This window comes from Acinetobacter sp. 70_2, from assembly GCF_056736115.1.
Genome location: NZ_JBWZIP010000012.1, coordinates 284052 through 301046, shown reverse-complemented (window position 1 = coordinate 301046; position 16995 = coordinate 284052). Strand labels below are relative to the sequence as shown.

Genomic DNA, 16995 nt, shown 5'->3' with positions numbered 1-16995 from the left:
CATGAAAGCTATTTTTCAGCTTCCATCATAGTAGGAGATAAAATGTGCGCCTACTATAATGAGTTCAACTAAATAATAAAGTGTTTTTTAATTAAAAGTATTGCGTTCCTTTTTGTAAGATTTGTGTTGGTGTTTCTAGGGTATCGGTCCCAGAGAAATAATAAAAAAAGCCTGCTGTGGAAATGAGACTAATTAAAATAGCTAACAAAATAAGCCAAGCCATCAGTTTTTCTATAAATGTTGAAGGTCGAGCTGGACCATATTGATTAGTGCCTGCTGTACCAGAGGCAAGCAGTAGATAGATCATGAAAAAGAACTGTACGACTGGAATAAATAACAGCAGCCCCATCCAGCCACTTTTATTTAAATCGTGTAAACGTCTAACAACGAGAACAATATTTAAATAAATCAAAAATAGCCAAAAAGCCCAGACCACTAAAGCACTTACGCCAGAAAGAGAACTGTAAAACTCAAAATTAAATAGATTACTTGAAAGCTGAAAACTTCCAAGAAATGAAGCCAAAATGAAATAACCTATAAGGGTGACTAAATAAATTAGGCCATAACCACCCAAATAACTCATGCGGTTAAAGCGACCATGAATTGAAAACGGGCTGTCTTTAAATGGAAGTTGTGGTGGACGTGAAGAGGGTGTTTCGGCAAACATATTATTTTATTCCTGTGCTGCGTCTAAAAGCTAAAATAATCTTTGTTGATGGTCAAAACCATCAAATCTTCAAAAAATTATAAAAGTAAAAGCTATAGACAAATGTTTTAAATCAACTTAATTTTATAAAAATGTTCACAATTTCGTATGTTTGAGTAAGTGGTCAATATATGACCAAAGTCGGATTGTTTTGACTTTGAGAGAGTCATCATACTGAAAAGGCATACAAATAAGATCCAGTAAAATAATAGCCACAGTCTCGAGATGGGATGCACAAGATCAAGGAAGTTGCGTATGAATGAGATCTATCCAGTACCAGAGGAATTTAAAAAAACTGCTCGTACTGTTGAAGCAGACTACTTTAAACGTTATCAACACTCTATCGAGAACCCAGATGAATTCTGGGCAGAGCAAGCTAAAATTGTCGATTGGATAAAGCCATTTACCCAAGTTAAAAATACCAGTTTTGATAAAGACAATTTCAAGATTGAATGGTTTGCCGATGGTGAGTTGAACGTGTCAGCAAACTGTTTGGACAGGCATCTTAAAGAACATCCTCATAAACCTGCAATTATTTGGGAAGGAGACCATCCTTCTCGTCATAAAATCGTTTCTTATAAAGAATTACACGATGAAGTCTGCCGCTTTGCCAACGTTTTAAAGAAATATGGCATTGGTAAAGGTGACCGCGTTGTACTGTATATGCCAATGGTGACAGAAGCTGCAATTGCCATGTTAGCTTGTGCCCGAATTGGTGCTGTTCACTGCGTAGTCTTTGGTGGGTTCTCACCAGACTCATTGGCAAGTCGTATTGAAGACAGCCAAGCTAAACTGGTAATTACCGCAGACTCAAGCCTACGTGCCGGTAAGCTGTTACCACTTAAAGAAAATGTGGATTTGGCTTTAGCATTGCCGGGTACCGAGTGTGTTGAAAACGTAATTGTGGTTTACCGTAATGCAAACCCAATCGAAATGAAGTCAGGCCGTGATTTGTGGTATCACCTTATTATTATGGAGGTGGATGCTGACTGTCCTCCAGAACCAATGAAGGCAGAAGACCCTTTATTTATTCTCTATACCTCGGGCTCAACAGGTAAACCGAAAGGGGTGTTGCATACTACAGGCGGTTATCTGGTTTATGTAACCAGTACTTTTAAAGAAGTCTTCGATTTAAAACAAGACGATGTGTATTGGTGTACAGCCGATATTGGTTGGATTACAGGGCATAGTTATCTGATTTATGGGCCGTTGGCAAATGGTACGACTACCTTAATGTTCGAAGGTGTACCTCAATATCCAACATGGGCACGTCTTGGTCATGTGGTCGATAAACATAAAGTTTCTATTTTATATACAGCACCAACTGCGATTCGCGCCATGATGCGAGAGGGTGATTCATTTGTACGCGAAAGTAACCGTAGTAGCTTGCGTTTACTCGGTTCGGTCGGTGAACCTATTAACCCTGAGGCTTGGAACTGGTACTACAACGTTGTTGGTGAAGGCCGCTGTCCGATTGTTGATACATGGTGGCAAACCGAAACAGGCGGTATTTTGATTGCCCCATTACCGGGTGCAACAGCATTAAAACCGGGTTCGGCAACGCGTCCGTTATTTGGTATTCAACCAGCCATTGTAGATGGTGAAGGTAATGAGCTAGAGGGCGCGGCTGAAGGTAACCTTGTAATTAAAGATTCATGGCCGGGTCAGATGCGTACCATTTGGGGTGACCCTGATCGCTTTATCGAGGCGTATTTCTCAACCTTTAAAAATACTTATTTTACAGGTGATGGTGCTCGCCGTGATGAAGATGGTTATTACTGGATTACAGGTCGTGTTGACGATGTCTTAAACGTTTCAGGTCACCGTTTAGGTACGGCTGAAATTGAAAGTGCTCTTGTTTCGCATGAGTCAGTAGCAGAAGCAGCCGTAGTGGGTATGCCACATGATATTAAAGGTCAGGGTATTTGTACTTTCGTGACCTTACAAGCGGGTGTTCCAGAGTCGGAAGAACTGCGTAAAGAGTTAATTAACTGGGTACGTAAAGTACTCGGGCCAGTAGCTTCGCCAGATGCCCTGCACTGGGCGCCAGCATTACCAAAAACCCGTTCGGGTAAAATCATGCGCCGTATTTTAAGAAAAATTGCGGCAAATGAGCTGGATAGTTTAGGTGATACTTCTACCTTGGCTGAACCTGCTGTGGTAGATCAGTTAATCGCCACGGTTTATCCCGATAAGCAAAACTAATTTTAAAAAAGCCCCATTTGGGGCTTTTTTATTAAGCTTTATTAATAGCTTTCTAAAAAGTCAGCAGTATTTTGTACATTTGCGAAAGTACTCAGCGCAGTTAAAAAAGCTGTTTGTACGTCTTCAGCTTTTACAGTTTTTCCAGCATAACTTAAATCACGAGTTGCCGTTGCATCCGCAATCAAGATTGGTTGATAGCCCAGTTCTTTGGCTGCACGTGTGCCTGAATCAATACACATGTGCGTCATCATGCCTGTAATCACGAGTTGCTCAATTTGATGCGCTTTTAAAAGTTCTTCTAAATTGGTCTCTAAAAAACTATTTGGATAATGCTTTGTCACGATTAATGAATCACTACCGACACTAAGTTCAGGATGAAGTAAAACCCCATCTGTATTTTCTTGGAAGAAGCTGGCTTGTGGTGGGTTAATATGTTGTACATAAATGATTGGTAAATTTTTCTCGTTAAAATATTGTTCAAGCTGCTTTATTTTATCGAGCGCTTGATCTGGCCCAACCAATTCCATTTTGCCATTTTTAAAATAATCATTTTGAACATCGATAACTAACAGTGCTTGTTTCATGAGAACACTCTTGTTGATATAAGATAAAACAAGGTTATTCTCTGTCAGTAAAATCGGCTATAGTCCTATGAAAGCATTAACGCTAGTTTTCTTTCGCCATGAAAAATGAATATTGAATTAGACCCGATTGATCTAAAAATTATTGCATTACTCAAACAAGATTCCCGCTTAACCAATAAAGAAATCGGGCAGCGTGTTCACCGGACGGGGCAGGCTGTGGGTGCTCGAATTGCTCAATTAATGGATGCAGGGGTTATCAAAAATTACACCATTGCCGTTCACTATTCGTATAAACAATTTATTCATTTGCATCTAAATGAACAACGTGCTTTTGAAGAAATTGAAAATTTAGTGAAGCAATACGAACAAATCGATGAATGCTTTAAAGTCATGGGCAACGCGTGCTATATGATTGTCAGTCATTTTGAACCTGCAGCATTAAATGAATTTATTGAGGTTCTGTCAAAATGGTGCCGATATTCGGTTGAAACAGTTGTTCGAGAAGTTGAGAAACCTTAAAAAATAAAAGCTCCAAGCCGAGTCTTAGAGCCAATAAAACTTTATTTTAATTTGTTGTTTTTATTATCTTGCGCTGTTTTAACTGGAGTTTTTTAGGCTGATTTCGCTTGGATTTCTACCTCCTTTTCCTGTTGAAGTTCTAACTGACGAACGAGCGGCAGTACTTTTTCTCCAAAATATTCCACCTCTTCAATAAAGTGTAAAAATCCGGAAAGTACCAAATCGACACCTACATTTTTAAGCGCCACAATACGCTCTGCAATTTGCTGAGGTGTACCAATTAAATTGGTTTTAAAGCCATCGTTGTATTGCACTAAATCTTCAAAAGTTGATTTTGCCCAGTTACCTTCTTGTTCTGGTGAGGCTGCACCTGCTTCACGTGTTGCATCGCCAAAGGCATTTACAGCTTCAGTGTTGGCTTTATCAATAATTTCTTGCAGTACCACTTTTGCTTCTTCTTCGGTATCTCTGGCAATAATGAAAGCGTTCACACCAATTTTAACCTGATGGTTATTGGCTTTTGCTTTGGTACGAATGTCTTCAACTTGTTTTTGAATTTCTTCGACGGTATTGCCGTTAGTGAAATACCAGTCAGAAACACGAGAAGCCATATCACGTGCAGCACGTGAGCTACCACCTTGGAAAATTTCAATATAAGGCTTTTGCAAAGGTTTCGGTTTAAGCGTGTAGTTTTGGAACTGGTAGTATTTACCATCGAAACTATAGTTGTCGGTGGTCCAGATCCCTTTTAGCGTGCGAATAAATTCTTCGGAGCGGACATAACGTTCATCATGCTCAGGCCACTCTTCACCAATCGCATCAAACTCGCCTCTGAACCAGCCACTCACCACGTTAATTGCAATACGGCCTTGAGTTAAATAGTCGATTGTCGCGAGTTGTTTAGCTGCAAGTGCCGGTTTCCAAGGGCCGGGCAGAATTGCCGCAATCACTTTAAGTTTCTCAGTTTTTGCAAGTAATGCATGACTGAAACTCACAGATTCATGCTGGTTTTCTGCCCCATAGCCCGCCGTAAAACGAATTTGAGTGAGCGCATATTCAAAACCATTGTTTTCGGCTGCCTGTGCAAGTCGAACATTGTAGTCATAACTCCAGTCTGTACGCTGTTCGATGTTACTTACTACAAGGCCACCGCTTACATTTGGTACCCAATAAGCAAATTTAATCGGTTGTTGTAATTGCGTCATGGTGCGCTCTCCCCATTCGTTATTTTTATTTAGCCATGTTGAGCTTAGGCAACATGTGTTAATGATTTGCCAGACTTGTGGTGCAAACGAGATTCTGCCGCATCAAGGTCTGGTACAGCCGCTGAAGGTAATACTTCTTCTTGCTCAATTTGCTTGTTAATACCAAGCTCTTGATTCGCTTGCTGGGTCTTAGATTTGATCACCTCGGCACGTTTACCTTTTGCTGGCGCCCATTCTAAAATTGGTAATGCACGCGCTACTGCTAGGGTAATACGGTCAGCTAATTGCTCACTTTTCACTGTATATTCAGGGGTAAAGTCACGATCTGTCGCGTATACGCCAATTGGTAAAGTTTGCGCTTGGAAGAAGCTAAACAATGGGCGGAGTTGGTGTTCGAGTACGAGTGCATGACGATCACTACCGCCTGATGCAGCTAAAAGTACAGGCACATCGACCAATGCCGTTTGTTCAACAAAGTCGAAAAAGTGTTTGAAAAGACCTGTGAAAGAAGCACGGTAAACAGGAGTACCCACAATGAGAGCATCTGCTGCTTCAACTGCTGCAAGGTCATCTTGTACACGCTGTGGAAGTTGGTTGCGATAAAATGCACCGCCTAATAATGGTCCAATTTCACTTAATTTAATAAAGTGAACTTTAATATCAATTGCTTCAGATAACTCATCAAGAATGGCCTGAACCAGACTTTCGGTTTTAGATGGGGTATTTAATCCACCAGAAACGGCAACAATATTTAAAGGTTTTGATGATGCGATACCAGTCATGATTTGGTTCCTAAGCCTAAAAAACAACATTGGACTTATTAATCAACAATGACGGCAAACTGTAAAATAACGAAATTGGTCAACCTTATCAGTTTTAAATATAAAACCTAAATAGTTGATTTTTATACTTTGTAATTTGTTTAAGTTGCTGTTTTTATTTCATATAATTATAGGTGATATATTTTTTATAATAAAAAGTAAGCTTATATAAAAAACAGATTAATTTTGATTAAAAGGTAAAAACATCTAAAAATTGAGGCTAAGTTCAGCATTTATCAACATTTTGCATAAAAATGGATAAGATGAGCATATCTTTCATCTAAATAGTAGGGTTACAATAGGCCATACTTATGCTCAAGATTACTTTAATCGCTTATGAATATTTTAATCGTTGATGATCATCCTTTGTTTCGTCATGCTTTAATTCAAGCAGTACGTTATAGCCTGCCACAGGCACAAATTCATGAAACAGCTTCGGTTGATGAGTTTTATGAGCGTTTGGAAAATGGGGCAGAACCTGATCTGGTATTACTCGATTTAAATTTACCGGGTGCTTCAGGCTTTTCGGCTCTGGTCTATGTAAGAGCACAATATCCAGCTATTCCTATTATTGTGGTTTCTGCACACGAAGAAGCTTCAATTATTCAACGTGCGATTGCACATGGTGCAATGGGTTATATTCCTAAATCGGCTCATCCAAGTCATATTGGCGAAGCGATTCGTCAAGTTCTAGATGGCGAAATCTGGTTACCACCAAACCTACCATCAAATATTAATCTTGACCCGCGAGCGGCAGATGAAACTGCTTTGGCTGAACGTATTCAGTCTTTAACGCCTCAGCAATTCCGTGTTTTGATGATGGTTGCAGAAGGTTTGTTAAATAAACAAATCGCTTATGAGCTTGATGTTTCAGAAGCCACCATTAAAGCGCATGTAACGGCCATTTTTAGAAAATTAGGTGTGCAAAATCGTACTCAGGCTGTATTGGCAATTAGTGCATTAAATATTGAAGATAAGAAAATCTAAAAATAAAAAAAGACCTCAATTGAGGTCTTTTTTATATGTTCCACTTAGGCAAGGCAATCTTGCTTTGGTGTTAGGCTGTCGCAGTACAGTGGGTTAAGCGCACATTGCAAATCATCAATTTGTTCTTGAGTCACATAGCCTTTGCTTTTTAAATATTCAGCCACACGGTCATCACGCAAGCTTAAGAAAGCTGCATCATAAACACCTAAATCAACGAACAGAGCAGCAGTTTCCAGACTATTGAATCGATCAAGGAAAATGTCATTGCCATACATTAAGAAGATATGGTCAAGTTTTGCTTTTTCATCTACATGCAAACGTTCAGCAAGTTGATGCGGAGGTGTCTTAATAAAGAGCAAGTCAGAAAGCTCATCAAACTGAGTCATATCTAACTGATTTTCTCCAAGTTTGACATGACCTAGCCAAGCTTTGAAAACTAAAACAGCGCCACCACGGAGTAGCATGCTCCAGATTTGATGGCGTGTGTCGTGATCAAGATTTTCACTTTCAGCAGTAAGAACTTTTAAGAAGTTCTCTTCTTGTTGCGCTAACTTGTCGAATAAGCCCAAGCCTTGTGGATGATAAGCAGCAGGTGCAAATACATCAAAATTTAGATCGTGAAATACATTAAGCGCGAGTGGGACTGCACACTGATAAATTGTATTGAGTGCTTTGATATGCGATTCGCTAAGCTTGCTATGTGGGAAAATACTCTGCCAATCTAATTCTGGAAGTAAGGCATTGGCACTGTATTGACGATAAAATTGTTGAGATGAAAGTTGCCCTTGCGGGTTGTTATCAGAAATATTCATGGCAGTGGTCCTTTGCGTTAATTCATGAGCAGGGGTGCGATCAGGCAAAATAAATTTTCAGACAAATAAAATGCGTTTTGAATATTTATGTGTCATGCAGAAAGCAAGTAGAATACGACTAAAGTCGTATATGGTGGTTTTTAGTAAATAAATAATTATAAAAACAATAGTTTATTAAATTGTAACTAGGTGTACACGTGTTCACTTACAAAAAAGGTGGGCTTTGCCATAGAAAAAGAGTCTTTGGAAATTTTGGTCAATAATTTATTGGGTAAAAGTAGACTTTTTGAGCAGTTCTGCCTATTGGCTTAAATTTAGCCAAACGTTTTTGCCAAGAATCGCTCCCAAACCTATAAAAGGTTGAGGAGCGAAACAAGATTAGTCTGTTGTGCTGGCAATTTTAAGCCCAGATAACCAAGCTCTTAATGAGGCAGGTTTAAGTGGTTTTTTAAGTAAAACAATATTCAGCTCTTTGAGTTGCTGCGGTAATTCTGGGTGAGAGTCTGCTGTAATTAAAGCAACTGGAACATCTTCTTGACGATTTTGATTAATAAAATCAACGCCTAGCTGGTTGTTATTCAAGTGTTGGTCAATGAGCCAAACCTGAATATTTTCTTTTTGAATAATTTCTAAAGCCTGCTCAGGTTCGGTAGCTTTGAACACCTGATAACCCCATCGACCTAATAAACTACTCATACCTTCTAAAATAGTTTCATCATTGTCTAAGCATAAAATACGGTAAGCCTTAGTTTTTAAAGGCACTGCTTGTACAGTCGGAGTTGCAACTTTTGGTGGCTCGACAATAGGCACCTCAATCATAAAGCATGAGCCTTTGCCCAACTCTGAGTAAACATGAACTGGGTAATTGAGCAAACCCGTCATACGTTGGACGATGGCAAGCCCTAACCCTAAACCTTGTTCACCCCAAGGTGACAAATGTCCACAACGTTCAAATTCTTGGAAAAGCTTAATTCGTTGTTCTTCAGCAATACCTGGTCCGGTATCCCAAACGCCAATTCGAATATGATTCGGCTGTTGTGTAGAACGAAGTACACCTACGACTACTCGGCCCTTGGCGGTATAGCGTAAGGCATTGCTGACAAAGTTTTGAATAATACGACGAATCCACTGTGGGTCGGTATCAATCCAGAACGATACATCATGAACTTTCAGTGAAATGTTTCGCTGTGCAGCGATCGATTTAAACTGCAACTCAAGGTCACTGAGTAAATCATGCAAAGGATAAGGCTGTCTTTTTGGCTGGATACTGCCACCTTCTAAACGAGCAATATCGAGCAGGGCAGACAGCATACTTTCGGCACCATAGAGTGCGCGGTCAAGTTGTTGTAAGGTTTGGCGGTCTTCTTCTGTCGAAATACTTTGCTCAAGAACAGTACTAAACAGACGAGCCGCATGCATAGGTTGCAATAAGTCGTGGCTTGCCGCAGCAATAAATCGACTCTTGGACATATTGGCCATATCGGCTTGCTCACGTGCAAGTTGTTGCTCAGATAAAGCATCAGCAAGCTGTTGAGTTCGATCTTTTACACGAGCTTCAAGTACGGCTTCGTTCGCACGGAAAGCGGTAATATCGGCAAATGTGGTGACAAAGCCACCGCCTGAAATCGGATTACCTCGCATTTGAATTACGCGGCCATCTTTACGGATACGTTCAAACTCATGCGCGCTGCCGACTTTCATCCAGTGAAGACGTTTGCGTACATGTTCTTCGACTGAACCGGGACCACATTCGCCACGTTCAGCGTTATAACGAATCAGGTCGGCAATAGGACAGCCCACATAAACAAGGTCTTTTGGATAACCAAATAGTTTTAAATATTGGTTGTTCCACGCGACCAGACACATATTTTTATCAACCACACTTACCCCTTGGGTCATGTGGTCAATCATGGTCATGAGCAGATTTTGATTAAAACGTTGCCACTGCGAGGCTTGGTCTAAAATATTAGCGACTTGACCCAAAGCGAGACCGTTATTAATCATTGCTGTAGTCAGCAATGTACGTGCAGAAGCGGCACCGATAATACCTGCTAGATATTGCTCGGTAAAACGCCACCACATGCCGTTGGCAATACTATTTGGATTAAGGGTGAGGTGGTTTTGCTCACAAAAGTTTTCGAACGCTTGTGTAGTGGGTTGCTCACCCGTAATTCTTTTAGCTAAGGCAAATAAATCACCCACTTTTAAGCGAGCTGCATCATGGGGGAGGTAGGTTAAATCGGTAGATGTATGCGGTGAAGGTAGAGGCTTGGTTTCATAATAAAAAAAGCTTTCTGCCTGAATTTGTTCGGCCACACTTGGACGGTAAAGCTTAGAAATCCAGATATATAAAAGAATATTTAAACCGAGTGACCAAATGACACCATGAGTTAAAGGTGCAAATGACTCAAAACCAAATAGAGACTCTGGACGTAAGGCGTTAATGCCAAAAGGACCAAAAAGCAAAATACTTTGAGCAGCATCCTGATAGGCTTCAGGCAAGCTACGTAAAATCGTTGGAAATAGTAAAGTATAACTCCACATTAAAAATCCAATGATGAGTCCTGCATAAACACCTTGGCGGCTTCCACCTCGCCAATACAACCCCCCAATCAGTGCAGGTGCAAATTGAGCTACCGCACTAAACGCTAATAATCCAAATACCGAAAGTTGGTTAATATCATTAAAAAAATGGAAGAATAAAAAGCCGAGTAGCATCACTGCAACAATACTGATACGACGGCTAAACTTCAGAACTTTAGGTAAATGTTTGTCGTGACGTGACAGCAACTTAAAACGCCATAGGGCTGGCATAATCAGGTCGTTACTGAGCATAATAGATAATGCTACTGATGACACCAGTAACATACCTGTTGATGCAGAGAACCCGCCCAAAAAAGCCAATAAAGCGAGCCACTCTTGGTTATAACTTAAAGGCAAGGACAGTACAGCCACATCGGGCACAGTCAGGAACTTTGGTGCGGCATGCAAAGCCCAACTTGCGATTGGAATAATCGCAAGAATAGTTAAAATGAGATAAACCGCGAACCACTTACGGGCACCACGAATATGTTTTTCATCGCGTAGTTCAACCACTGCCACGTGGAACTGACGTGGTAAACAAATAATGGCTAAGCCTGCCAGTAAGGTTTGAATCCAGAAAGTTTCGGGTACACCAAAGAGTTGTACTTCTTGAAAAGTCTGATTTACATCAGAGGTCATTTGGCTGAGGTTAGCTGGCGATTCAAAAATAAAAAATAAAGCCACACAAAGTAGAGCAAATAACTTCACGAACGACTCAAATGCAACGGCTAGCATGAGTCCGCCGTGTTGTTCCGTGTTTGCAATTTGCCGTGTACCAAAAATCATGGCCAAAATTGCGAGTACACTGGTGAGCAATAACACGCTGTTAGTCGTCGTATGAATATGCGAGCTTTGCTCCATAATGACAGAGGTACTTAAAGCAATCGCACGGAGCTGTAAGGCGAGATAGGGAATAATCGCAATAACGGCAAGAATAGTCACTAATGAGGCGAGTACACCACTTTTACCATAGCGTGCTGCGACAAAGTCAGCGATCGAGGAAATCGCATGATGCTGGCGAACTCGACCTAAACGCCGCCAGATATCATAACCAAACCAGACAAATAAAAGTGGACCTAAATAAATAGGTAAAAAGATAACGCCTTCACGTACGGCAGCGCCGGTTGCACCATAAAATGTCCATGAAGAACAGTAGACACCTAAAGTTAAACTAAATAAAAACATGCGGCCACGTGTGCCGAGACGACTGGCATGCTTCTCACCAAAAAAAGCACAGACAAATAAAAGCGCAATATAAAGAGTGAGAACCCCAATAATCAGCCAGCTGTTCATATGACCTACATAAGTGAAACCTTGTGTCTATCATAACCTATGCCGAAACAAAGCTATAAATTGATTAAATTTTAACGACCAAAGTCTAAGTTACGACTAAGCTGGAATCTTGCTAACTTTAATTATGAAAAAATACATTAAAAAAAAGTGACCAAGGTTGGGCACTAGGTAAGGAGTTTGGTTATGGATCAGAGCCAAGTAGAACAGATTCTACGCAATCCAAAGTTTCAAAAAATGGTCAAGAAAAAAAGTGCATTAAGCTGGACGCTCACCATCATCATGCTAGTGCTGTATGTGGGCTTTATGCTACTTGTGGGCTACAACAAAGAATTTTTGATGAGTTCCTTTAGTGGTGGTGTAACGACATGGGGTATCCCGCTTGGTTTAGGAATTATTGTTTTATCTTTCCTACTCTGTGGTGTCTATTCCTATATCGCAAATAATACCCTTGACCAGTTGAGTGAAGAAGCGTTGAAGGAAGTTGAAGCCATCACGCACGAGAAAGGATTACACTAATATGAAATGGAACTCATTAAAAGCGAAAGCCCTATTGGGTGCAGCATCGCTATATTCAACAGTTGCTATGGCAAGCCCAGATTTAGGTGAAGCAGAGCAACAAGCAACCAACTGGCATGCCATTATCATGTTTGTCATCTTTGTTGGTTTCACACTGTTCATTACTAAATGGGCTGCAAAGCAAACCCAATCTGCACAAGATTTCTATACTGCGGGTGGTGGAATCAGTGGTTTCCAAAATGGTTTGGCAATTGCAGGTGACTATATGTCAGCGGCGTCATTCCTTGGTATTTCCGCAATGGTATTTAGCTCAGGTTTTGATGGCTTGCTCTATTCACTCGGATTCATGGTAGGTTGGCCAATCGTTTTATTCTTGGTAGCAGAGCGTTTACGTAACCTCGGTAAATATAACCTTTCCGATGTCGTGTCATTCCGCCTTGAAGAAAAACCAGTTCGTACTCTAGCTGCTTTTAGCTCGCTTGTTGTTGTCGCGTTTTACTTGATTGCGCAAATGGTGGGTGCAGGTCAGCTCATCAAATTGCTATTTGGTTTGAACTACAACATTGCGGTTGTCATCGTTGGTCTATTAATGATGGCCTATGTAATTTTTGGTGGCATGTTGGCAACCACATGGGTACAAATCATTAAAGCGGTCATGTTACTGAGCGGTGCGACCTTCATGGCATTCATGGTGATGAAAGCGGTTGGATTTAGCTTCAGCAATATGTTTACCCAATCAATTGAAGTGTTTAGTAAAGTTCATAACGTAAGCTTTGAAGATGCTTCAAAAATTATGGGTCCGGGTAAACTTGCTGCAAACCCAATTGATGCTTTATCACTTGGTTTAGCACTGATGTTTGGTACAGCGGGTCTTCCACATATTCTTATGCGTTTCTTCACTGTAAAAGACGCAAAAGAAGCACGTAAGTCGGTTGTGGTAGCAACAGGTTTCATTGGTTACTTTTACCTTTTAACTTTCATTATTGGTTTTGGTGCGATCTTGTTCGTATCAAACAACCCGCAATTCCTTGATGTTGCAAAAATGGCAGTGTCAGGAAAGCTTGAGCTGGTTGGTGGTAACAACATGGCGGCTGTGCATTTAAGTGATGCTTTAGGCGGTGACTTGTTCATGGGCTTCATTTCAGCAGTAGCGTTCGCAACGATTCTTGCTGTTGTTGCTGGTTTAACACTTTCAGGTGCGTCTGCAATTTCGCACGACTTATACGCTAACGTATTTAAGAAAGGTCAAACGACTCCAGCTTCTGAACTTCGTATGTCAAAAATCGCGACACTTGGTTTAGCAGTTTTTGCCATGATTTTGGGTATTTTGTTTGAAAAGCAAAACGTAGCATTCATGGTAGGTTTGGCATTCTCTGTAGCATGTTGTGCAAACTTCCCAGTACTTGTTCTTTCAATGTTCTGGAAAGGTTTGACTACACGTGGTGCAGTAATTGGTGGTGTGGTTGGCTTGGTAACAGCAGTTGTACTAATCATCTTGTCTAAAGCAGTGTGGGTTGATACTTTAAAAATCTCTGATACACCAATCAATCCATTTAACGGTCCTGCATTATTTGCGATGCCATTGTCGTTCCTTTGCTGCTGGTTCTTCTCAGTGACTGACAACTCAGCACGTGCGAAAAAAGAACGCGCTTCTTTCGATGCACAATATGTACGTTCAATGACAGGTATTGGTGCTTCTGGCGCATCAGATCACTAATCAAAATATATTGAACATCTCATAAAAAGCCCTACGGGGCTTTTTTTGTTTTTGTCATATGGCTTACTCAAAAGAAGCTCCTTAATAAAGAACAACTTGTTTATCCTATTTTTTGTACAGTATGATTTTCTATAATTCAAAACATAAAGAAAAATGGAAAATAATTAAATGCGATCTATCATCGAGTTTTGGGCAGGCTTTCGATTGTTGCCTTCGGCATGGTTGCTGTTTGTGCAGTTCATTTTACTTATTCTGTCCATGCTGACTTTTGATAATGAGGCGTATAGAACCTTCACTTGGGCATTAGGAGTTCTCGCTTTACTCATTATTGCTAAGGTTATTCGTCAGACCCCCATGTTCACTTTTCTGGGCCTCACGTTTGTAAGTGGAGCAATTGTATCTTCCGTCTTTATTTTATTAGGCTACAGCAATTTAACAATCCAGATTTTTGCCCATAGTTGTGAAGCGTTAGCTTACTTTTCGGCAGCTTATGGTTTATTCCGTTATATGTTTGCCGACCGATATCTAACACGGGACGAACTGTTTGCAGCAGCGGCTGTTTTTACACTAATCGCTTGGGGCTTTGCATTTTTATACAACATTTGTCAGCTATTAATTCCCAATAGCTTTCAAAATCCAAACCATGTCCATCACATACAAACTTGGCTAGATTTACTGTTTTTAAGCTTTAGTTTGCAGTCAGCAACAGGGCTGTCTGACCTCATGCCTCTTAGCCCACCAGCACGTGTTCTAGCGATGTTACAAATGTTTTGTGGCGTTATGTACTTGGCATTAATTGTTACGCGTTTGATCGCTTTACAGTACATCTCACACGCACCTAAAAAGAATTCTGATAAATAAAGAAGGAGGTGTTGAGTTTATTTACACCTTTGTAACTGCAATATTATTTAAGTTTACTTAAAGTATTATCGGCTTTCTCTATTGAAAGATATAACTTTGTTCATTCCTGAATGTCTTTATTGGCTTTATGCCTGTCATTTTCATTAAAATAATATGGAGGATTTATGCCTTCCAAACAAACGAGTTGGTTCGCAAATGTTAATCCCAATGTTTTTTTGGGTACGGTCATTATTATTGCTTTATTCCTAGCAGTTGTTGTGATCGCTCCGAGTTCTTTTGAACTTCTCACGCAGCAGTTAAAACAGTGGATCACTGATTCATTTAGCTGGTTTTATGTTTTATCGGTTGCTTTCTTTCTTATCCTACTGATTTATATTGCCTGTTCTTCGATAGGTCGGATTAAACTAGGCCCTGACCATAGCCAGCCCGAATACAGTAACGGTTCATGGTTTGCCATGCTGTTTACTGCCGGTATGGGTATTGGTTTAATGTTCTTCGGTGTTGCTGAACCTGTCATGCACTATGTCAACCCACCAAGTGGTGAGCCACAGACAATTGAGGCAGCACAACAAGCTCTACGTGTGACCTTTTTCCACTGGGGCTTACATGCATGGGCAATTTATGCTGTGGTTGGTTTAGCATTAGCTTATTTTGCTTATCGTCATAATTTGCCTCTAAAGACCCGTTCAGCTCTTTATCCACTCATTGGTAAAAAGATTTATGGGCCTTGGGGCGACAGCATCGATATATTTGCGACCATTGGTACGGTATTTGGTGTAGCGACTTCTCTCGGATTTGGTGTCACCCAGATTAACTCTGGTTTACATTATTTATTTGGTGTCGAGCAAAGTACCAATATTCAAGTTTTACTCATTATTTTTGTGAGTATTTTAGCCTCATTATCTGTGTTCTTAGGCCTAGATAAAGGGGTCAAACGCTTATCAGAACTAAACCTGGTTTTAGCTTTAATATTATTAGTATTTATCTTCATTGCTGGCCCTAGTATTTATTTACTTCAAACCACTATCCAAAACACAGGGCAATATATCTCTAACCTTTTTACCATGACATTCAATTTATATGCTTATCAGCCAAATGGATGGATTGGGGGGTGGACCATTTTATATTGGGCTTGGTGGATTTCATGGTCACCATTTGTGGGCATGTTTATCGCGAGGGTTTCACGTGGTCGTACCATTCGAGAGTTTATTGTAGGCGTTCTTCTTATTCCAACAGGCTTTACCATTATCTGGATGGGCTTTTTAGGAAATGCTGCGTTATTTAGCATTATTCATGAACATCAAACCACTCTCATTCAGGCTGTTCAGCAAGACTCATCAGTTGCACTGTTTGAATTCTTAGGGCACCTGCCATGGTCAGGTGTCATGAATATTCTGGCTACTATTTTAGTGGTTTTATTCTTCGTGACCTCTGCTGACTCAGGGGCACTCGTTACTGACTACTTAACTGCAAAAACTGAAAATTCACCTACTTGGCAACGCCTGTTCTGGACAGTGCTTATGGCGGTGCTGGCTATTATTTTACTCTTGGTGGGTGGCCTTGCCGCGCTTCAGTCTTCAATCATTATGAGTGCATTGCCATTTACTGTAGTCATGTTGCTGATGAGCTGGGGACTTATAAAAGCTTTACATCTCGATGTCACGAAAATGCAAGCAATTCAGGAAGCTCGCATTACTCCACGTGCTATTCATAACCCTAGAAGTTGGCAACAACGTCTTGGCTTAATTATGCACTATCCTCATAGCGAAGAAGAGGTTAAGCAGTATATTGAAAAGCAGGTTTCACGTGCTTTTGAAAATATTCAGCATGAGTTTAAACGCCGTCATCTTGAGGTTTCAATTAGTGAAGTTGAGGATGGAATGCAACTTCGAGTCGATCATCACCATGAAATTAATTTTATTTATAAAGTTGTTTCACGTGAAACAGTGCCACCAAGTTTTTTAATTGGGCGTACTGAAGCCGAAGATGGTCAATATTTCCAAGCTGAGGTGTTTTTAAGAGAGGGTGGACAAAACTATGATGTAATGGACTGGACGCAGGAAGATTTGATCCAAGATATTATTGATCAGTACGAACGTCACTTACATTTCTTAAATATCGTACGTAGTTAAAAGCCATAAAAAAAGGACTCAATTGAGTCCTTTTTTAAATTCAATTTCTAAATT

General features: G+C 40.4%; 13 protein-coding genes. 7 read left to right on the top strand and 6 right to left on the bottom strand.

Annotated elements, in window-relative coordinates:
- Positions 1-91: 91 nt before the first annotated feature.
- On the bottom strand, positions 92-667 hold the full coding sequence (locus AC1PJ9_RS05275; protein ID WP_311069938.1) for a DUF805 domain-containing protein: 576 nt from the start codon (positions 665-667) through the stop codon (positions 92-94).
- Positions 668-961: 294 nt separating this feature from the next.
- Here AC1PJ9_RS05275 and acs point away from each other — a divergent pair, with 294 nt between their 5' ends.
- Positions 962-2911 (top strand): acetate--CoA ligase, encoded by a 1950-nt coding sequence (gene acs / locus AC1PJ9_RS05270; protein ID WP_311087248.1) that lies wholly within the window; start codon positions 962-964, stop codon positions 2909-2911.
- 41 nt (positions 2912-2952) lie between these two features.
- Here acs and AC1PJ9_RS05265 read toward each other — a convergent pair whose 3' ends face one another.
- Positions 2953-3495, bottom strand: a complete 543-nt coding sequence (locus AC1PJ9_RS05265; RefSeq protein WP_311087247.1) for a cysteine hydrolase family protein — start codon at positions 3493-3495, stop codon at positions 2953-2955.
- Positions 3496-3600: 105 nt separating this feature from the next.
- Here AC1PJ9_RS05265 and AC1PJ9_RS05260 point away from each other — a divergent pair, with 105 nt between their 5' ends.
- Positions 3601-4014 carry an Lrp/AsnC family transcriptional regulator gene (locus tag AC1PJ9_RS05260; protein ID WP_263614804.1) on the top strand — a complete coding sequence of 138 codons (414 nt, stop codon included), beginning with the start codon at positions 3601-3603 and terminating at the stop codon, positions 4012-4014.
- A gap of 92 nt (positions 4015-4106) precedes the next feature.
- Here the strand turns inward: AC1PJ9_RS05260 and sfnG are convergent, their stop codons facing one another.
- Complete coding sequence (gene sfnG / locus AC1PJ9_RS05255) at positions 4107-5219, bottom strand: dimethylsulfone monooxygenase SfnG (RefSeq protein ID WP_311087246.1); 1113 nt, start codon at positions 5217-5219, stop codon at positions 4107-4109.
- A gap of 44 nt (positions 5220-5263) precedes the next feature.
- On the bottom strand, positions 5264-6001 hold the full coding sequence (msuE, locus tag AC1PJ9_RS05250) for an FMN reductase (RefSeq protein ID WP_311087245.1): 738 nt from the start codon (positions 5999-6001) through the stop codon (positions 5264-5266).
- Positions 6002-6376: 375 nt separating this feature from the next.
- Between msuE and AC1PJ9_RS05245 the strand changes: the two genes are divergently transcribed.
- On the top strand, positions 6377-7027 hold the full coding sequence (locus tag AC1PJ9_RS05245) for a response regulator (RefSeq protein WP_031955588.1): 651 nt from the start codon (positions 6377-6379) through the stop codon (positions 7025-7027).
- A gap of 44 nt (positions 7028-7071) precedes the next feature.
- Here the strand turns inward: AC1PJ9_RS05245 and AC1PJ9_RS05240 are convergent, their stop codons facing one another.
- Together AC1PJ9_RS05240 and AC1PJ9_RS05235 are read right to left on the bottom strand one after the other, a co-directional pair.
- A complete protein-coding gene (locus tag AC1PJ9_RS05240) occupies positions 7072-7839 on the bottom strand; it encodes a hypothetical protein (protein WP_311087244.1) in 768 nt (255 codons plus the stop codon).
- 378 nt (positions 7840-8217) lie between these two features.
- A complete protein-coding gene (locus AC1PJ9_RS05235) occupies positions 8218-11715 on the bottom strand; it encodes a hybrid sensor histidine kinase/response regulator (protein WP_311087243.1) in 3498 nt (1165 codons plus the stop codon).
- Between the two features lie 183 nt (positions 11716-11898).
- On the opposite strand from AC1PJ9_RS05235, the gene AC1PJ9_RS05230 reads away from it, so the two are divergent.
- From AC1PJ9_RS05230 to AC1PJ9_RS05215, 4 genes are all read left to right on the top strand, one after another.
- Complete coding sequence (locus AC1PJ9_RS05230; RefSeq protein ID WP_000372818.1) at positions 11899-12231, top strand: DUF485 domain-containing protein; 333 nt, start codon at positions 11899-11901, stop codon at positions 12229-12231.
- A 1-nt stretch (position 12232) separates the two neighbouring features.
- Positions 12233-13948, top strand: coding sequence for a cation acetate symporter (locus AC1PJ9_RS05225; RefSeq protein ID WP_311087242.1), 1716 nt, complete (start codon positions 12233-12235; stop codon positions 13946-13948).
- Between the two features lie 168 nt (positions 13949-14116).
- Positions 14117-14809, top strand: coding sequence for an ion channel (locus tag AC1PJ9_RS05220; RefSeq protein ID WP_263614800.1), 693 nt, complete (start codon positions 14117-14119; stop codon positions 14807-14809).
- 164 nt (positions 14810-14973) lie between these two features.
- Positions 14974-16941, top strand: a complete 1968-nt coding sequence (locus AC1PJ9_RS05215; RefSeq protein WP_311087241.1) for a BCCT family transporter — start codon at positions 14974-14976, stop codon at positions 16939-16941.
- Positions 16942-16995: the final 54 nt, after the last annotated feature.

Coding starts and splice junctions, on each gene's coding strand:
- AC1PJ9_RS05275 (WP_311069938.1), bottom strand. CDS start 667: ATGTTTGCCGAAACACCCTCTTCACGTCCACCACAACTTCCATTTAAA.
- acs (WP_311087248.1), top strand. CDS start 962: ATGAATGAGATCTATCCAGTACCAGAGGAATTTAAAAAAACTGCTCGT.
- AC1PJ9_RS05265 (WP_311087247.1), bottom strand. CDS start 3,495: ATGAAACAAGCACTGTTAGTTATCGATGTTCAAAATGATTATTTTAAA.
- AC1PJ9_RS05260 (WP_263614804.1), top strand. CDS start 3,601: ATGAATATTGAATTAGACCCGATTGATCTAAAAATTATTGCATTACTC.
- sfnG (WP_311087246.1), bottom strand. CDS start 5,219: ATGACGCAATTACAACAACCGATTAAATTTGCTTATTGGGTACCAAAT.
- msuE (WP_311087245.1), bottom strand. CDS start 6,001: ATGACTGGTATCGCATCATCAAAACCTTTAAATATTGTTGCCGTTTCT.
- AC1PJ9_RS05245 (WP_031955588.1), top strand. CDS start 6,377: ATGAATATTTTAATCGTTGATGATCATCCTTTGTTTCGTCATGCTTTA.
- AC1PJ9_RS05240 (WP_311087244.1), bottom strand. CDS start 7,839: ATGAATATTTCTGATAACAACCCGCAAGGGCAACTTTCATCTCAACAA.
- AC1PJ9_RS05235 (WP_311087243.1), bottom strand. CDS start 11,715: ATGAACAGCTGGCTGATTATTGGGGTTCTCACTCTTTATATTGCGCTT.
- AC1PJ9_RS05230 (WP_000372818.1), top strand. CDS start 11,899: ATGGATCAGAGCCAAGTAGAACAGATTCTACGCAATCCAAAGTTTCAA.
- AC1PJ9_RS05225 (WP_311087242.1), top strand. CDS start 12,233: ATGAAATGGAACTCATTAAAAGCGAAAGCCCTATTGGGTGCAGCATCG.
- AC1PJ9_RS05220 (WP_263614800.1), top strand. CDS start 14,117: ATGCGATCTATCATCGAGTTTTGGGCAGGCTTTCGATTGTTGCCTTCG.
- AC1PJ9_RS05215 (WP_311087241.1), top strand. CDS start 14,974: ATGCCTTCCAAACAAACGAGTTGGTTCGCAAATGTTAATCCCAATGTT.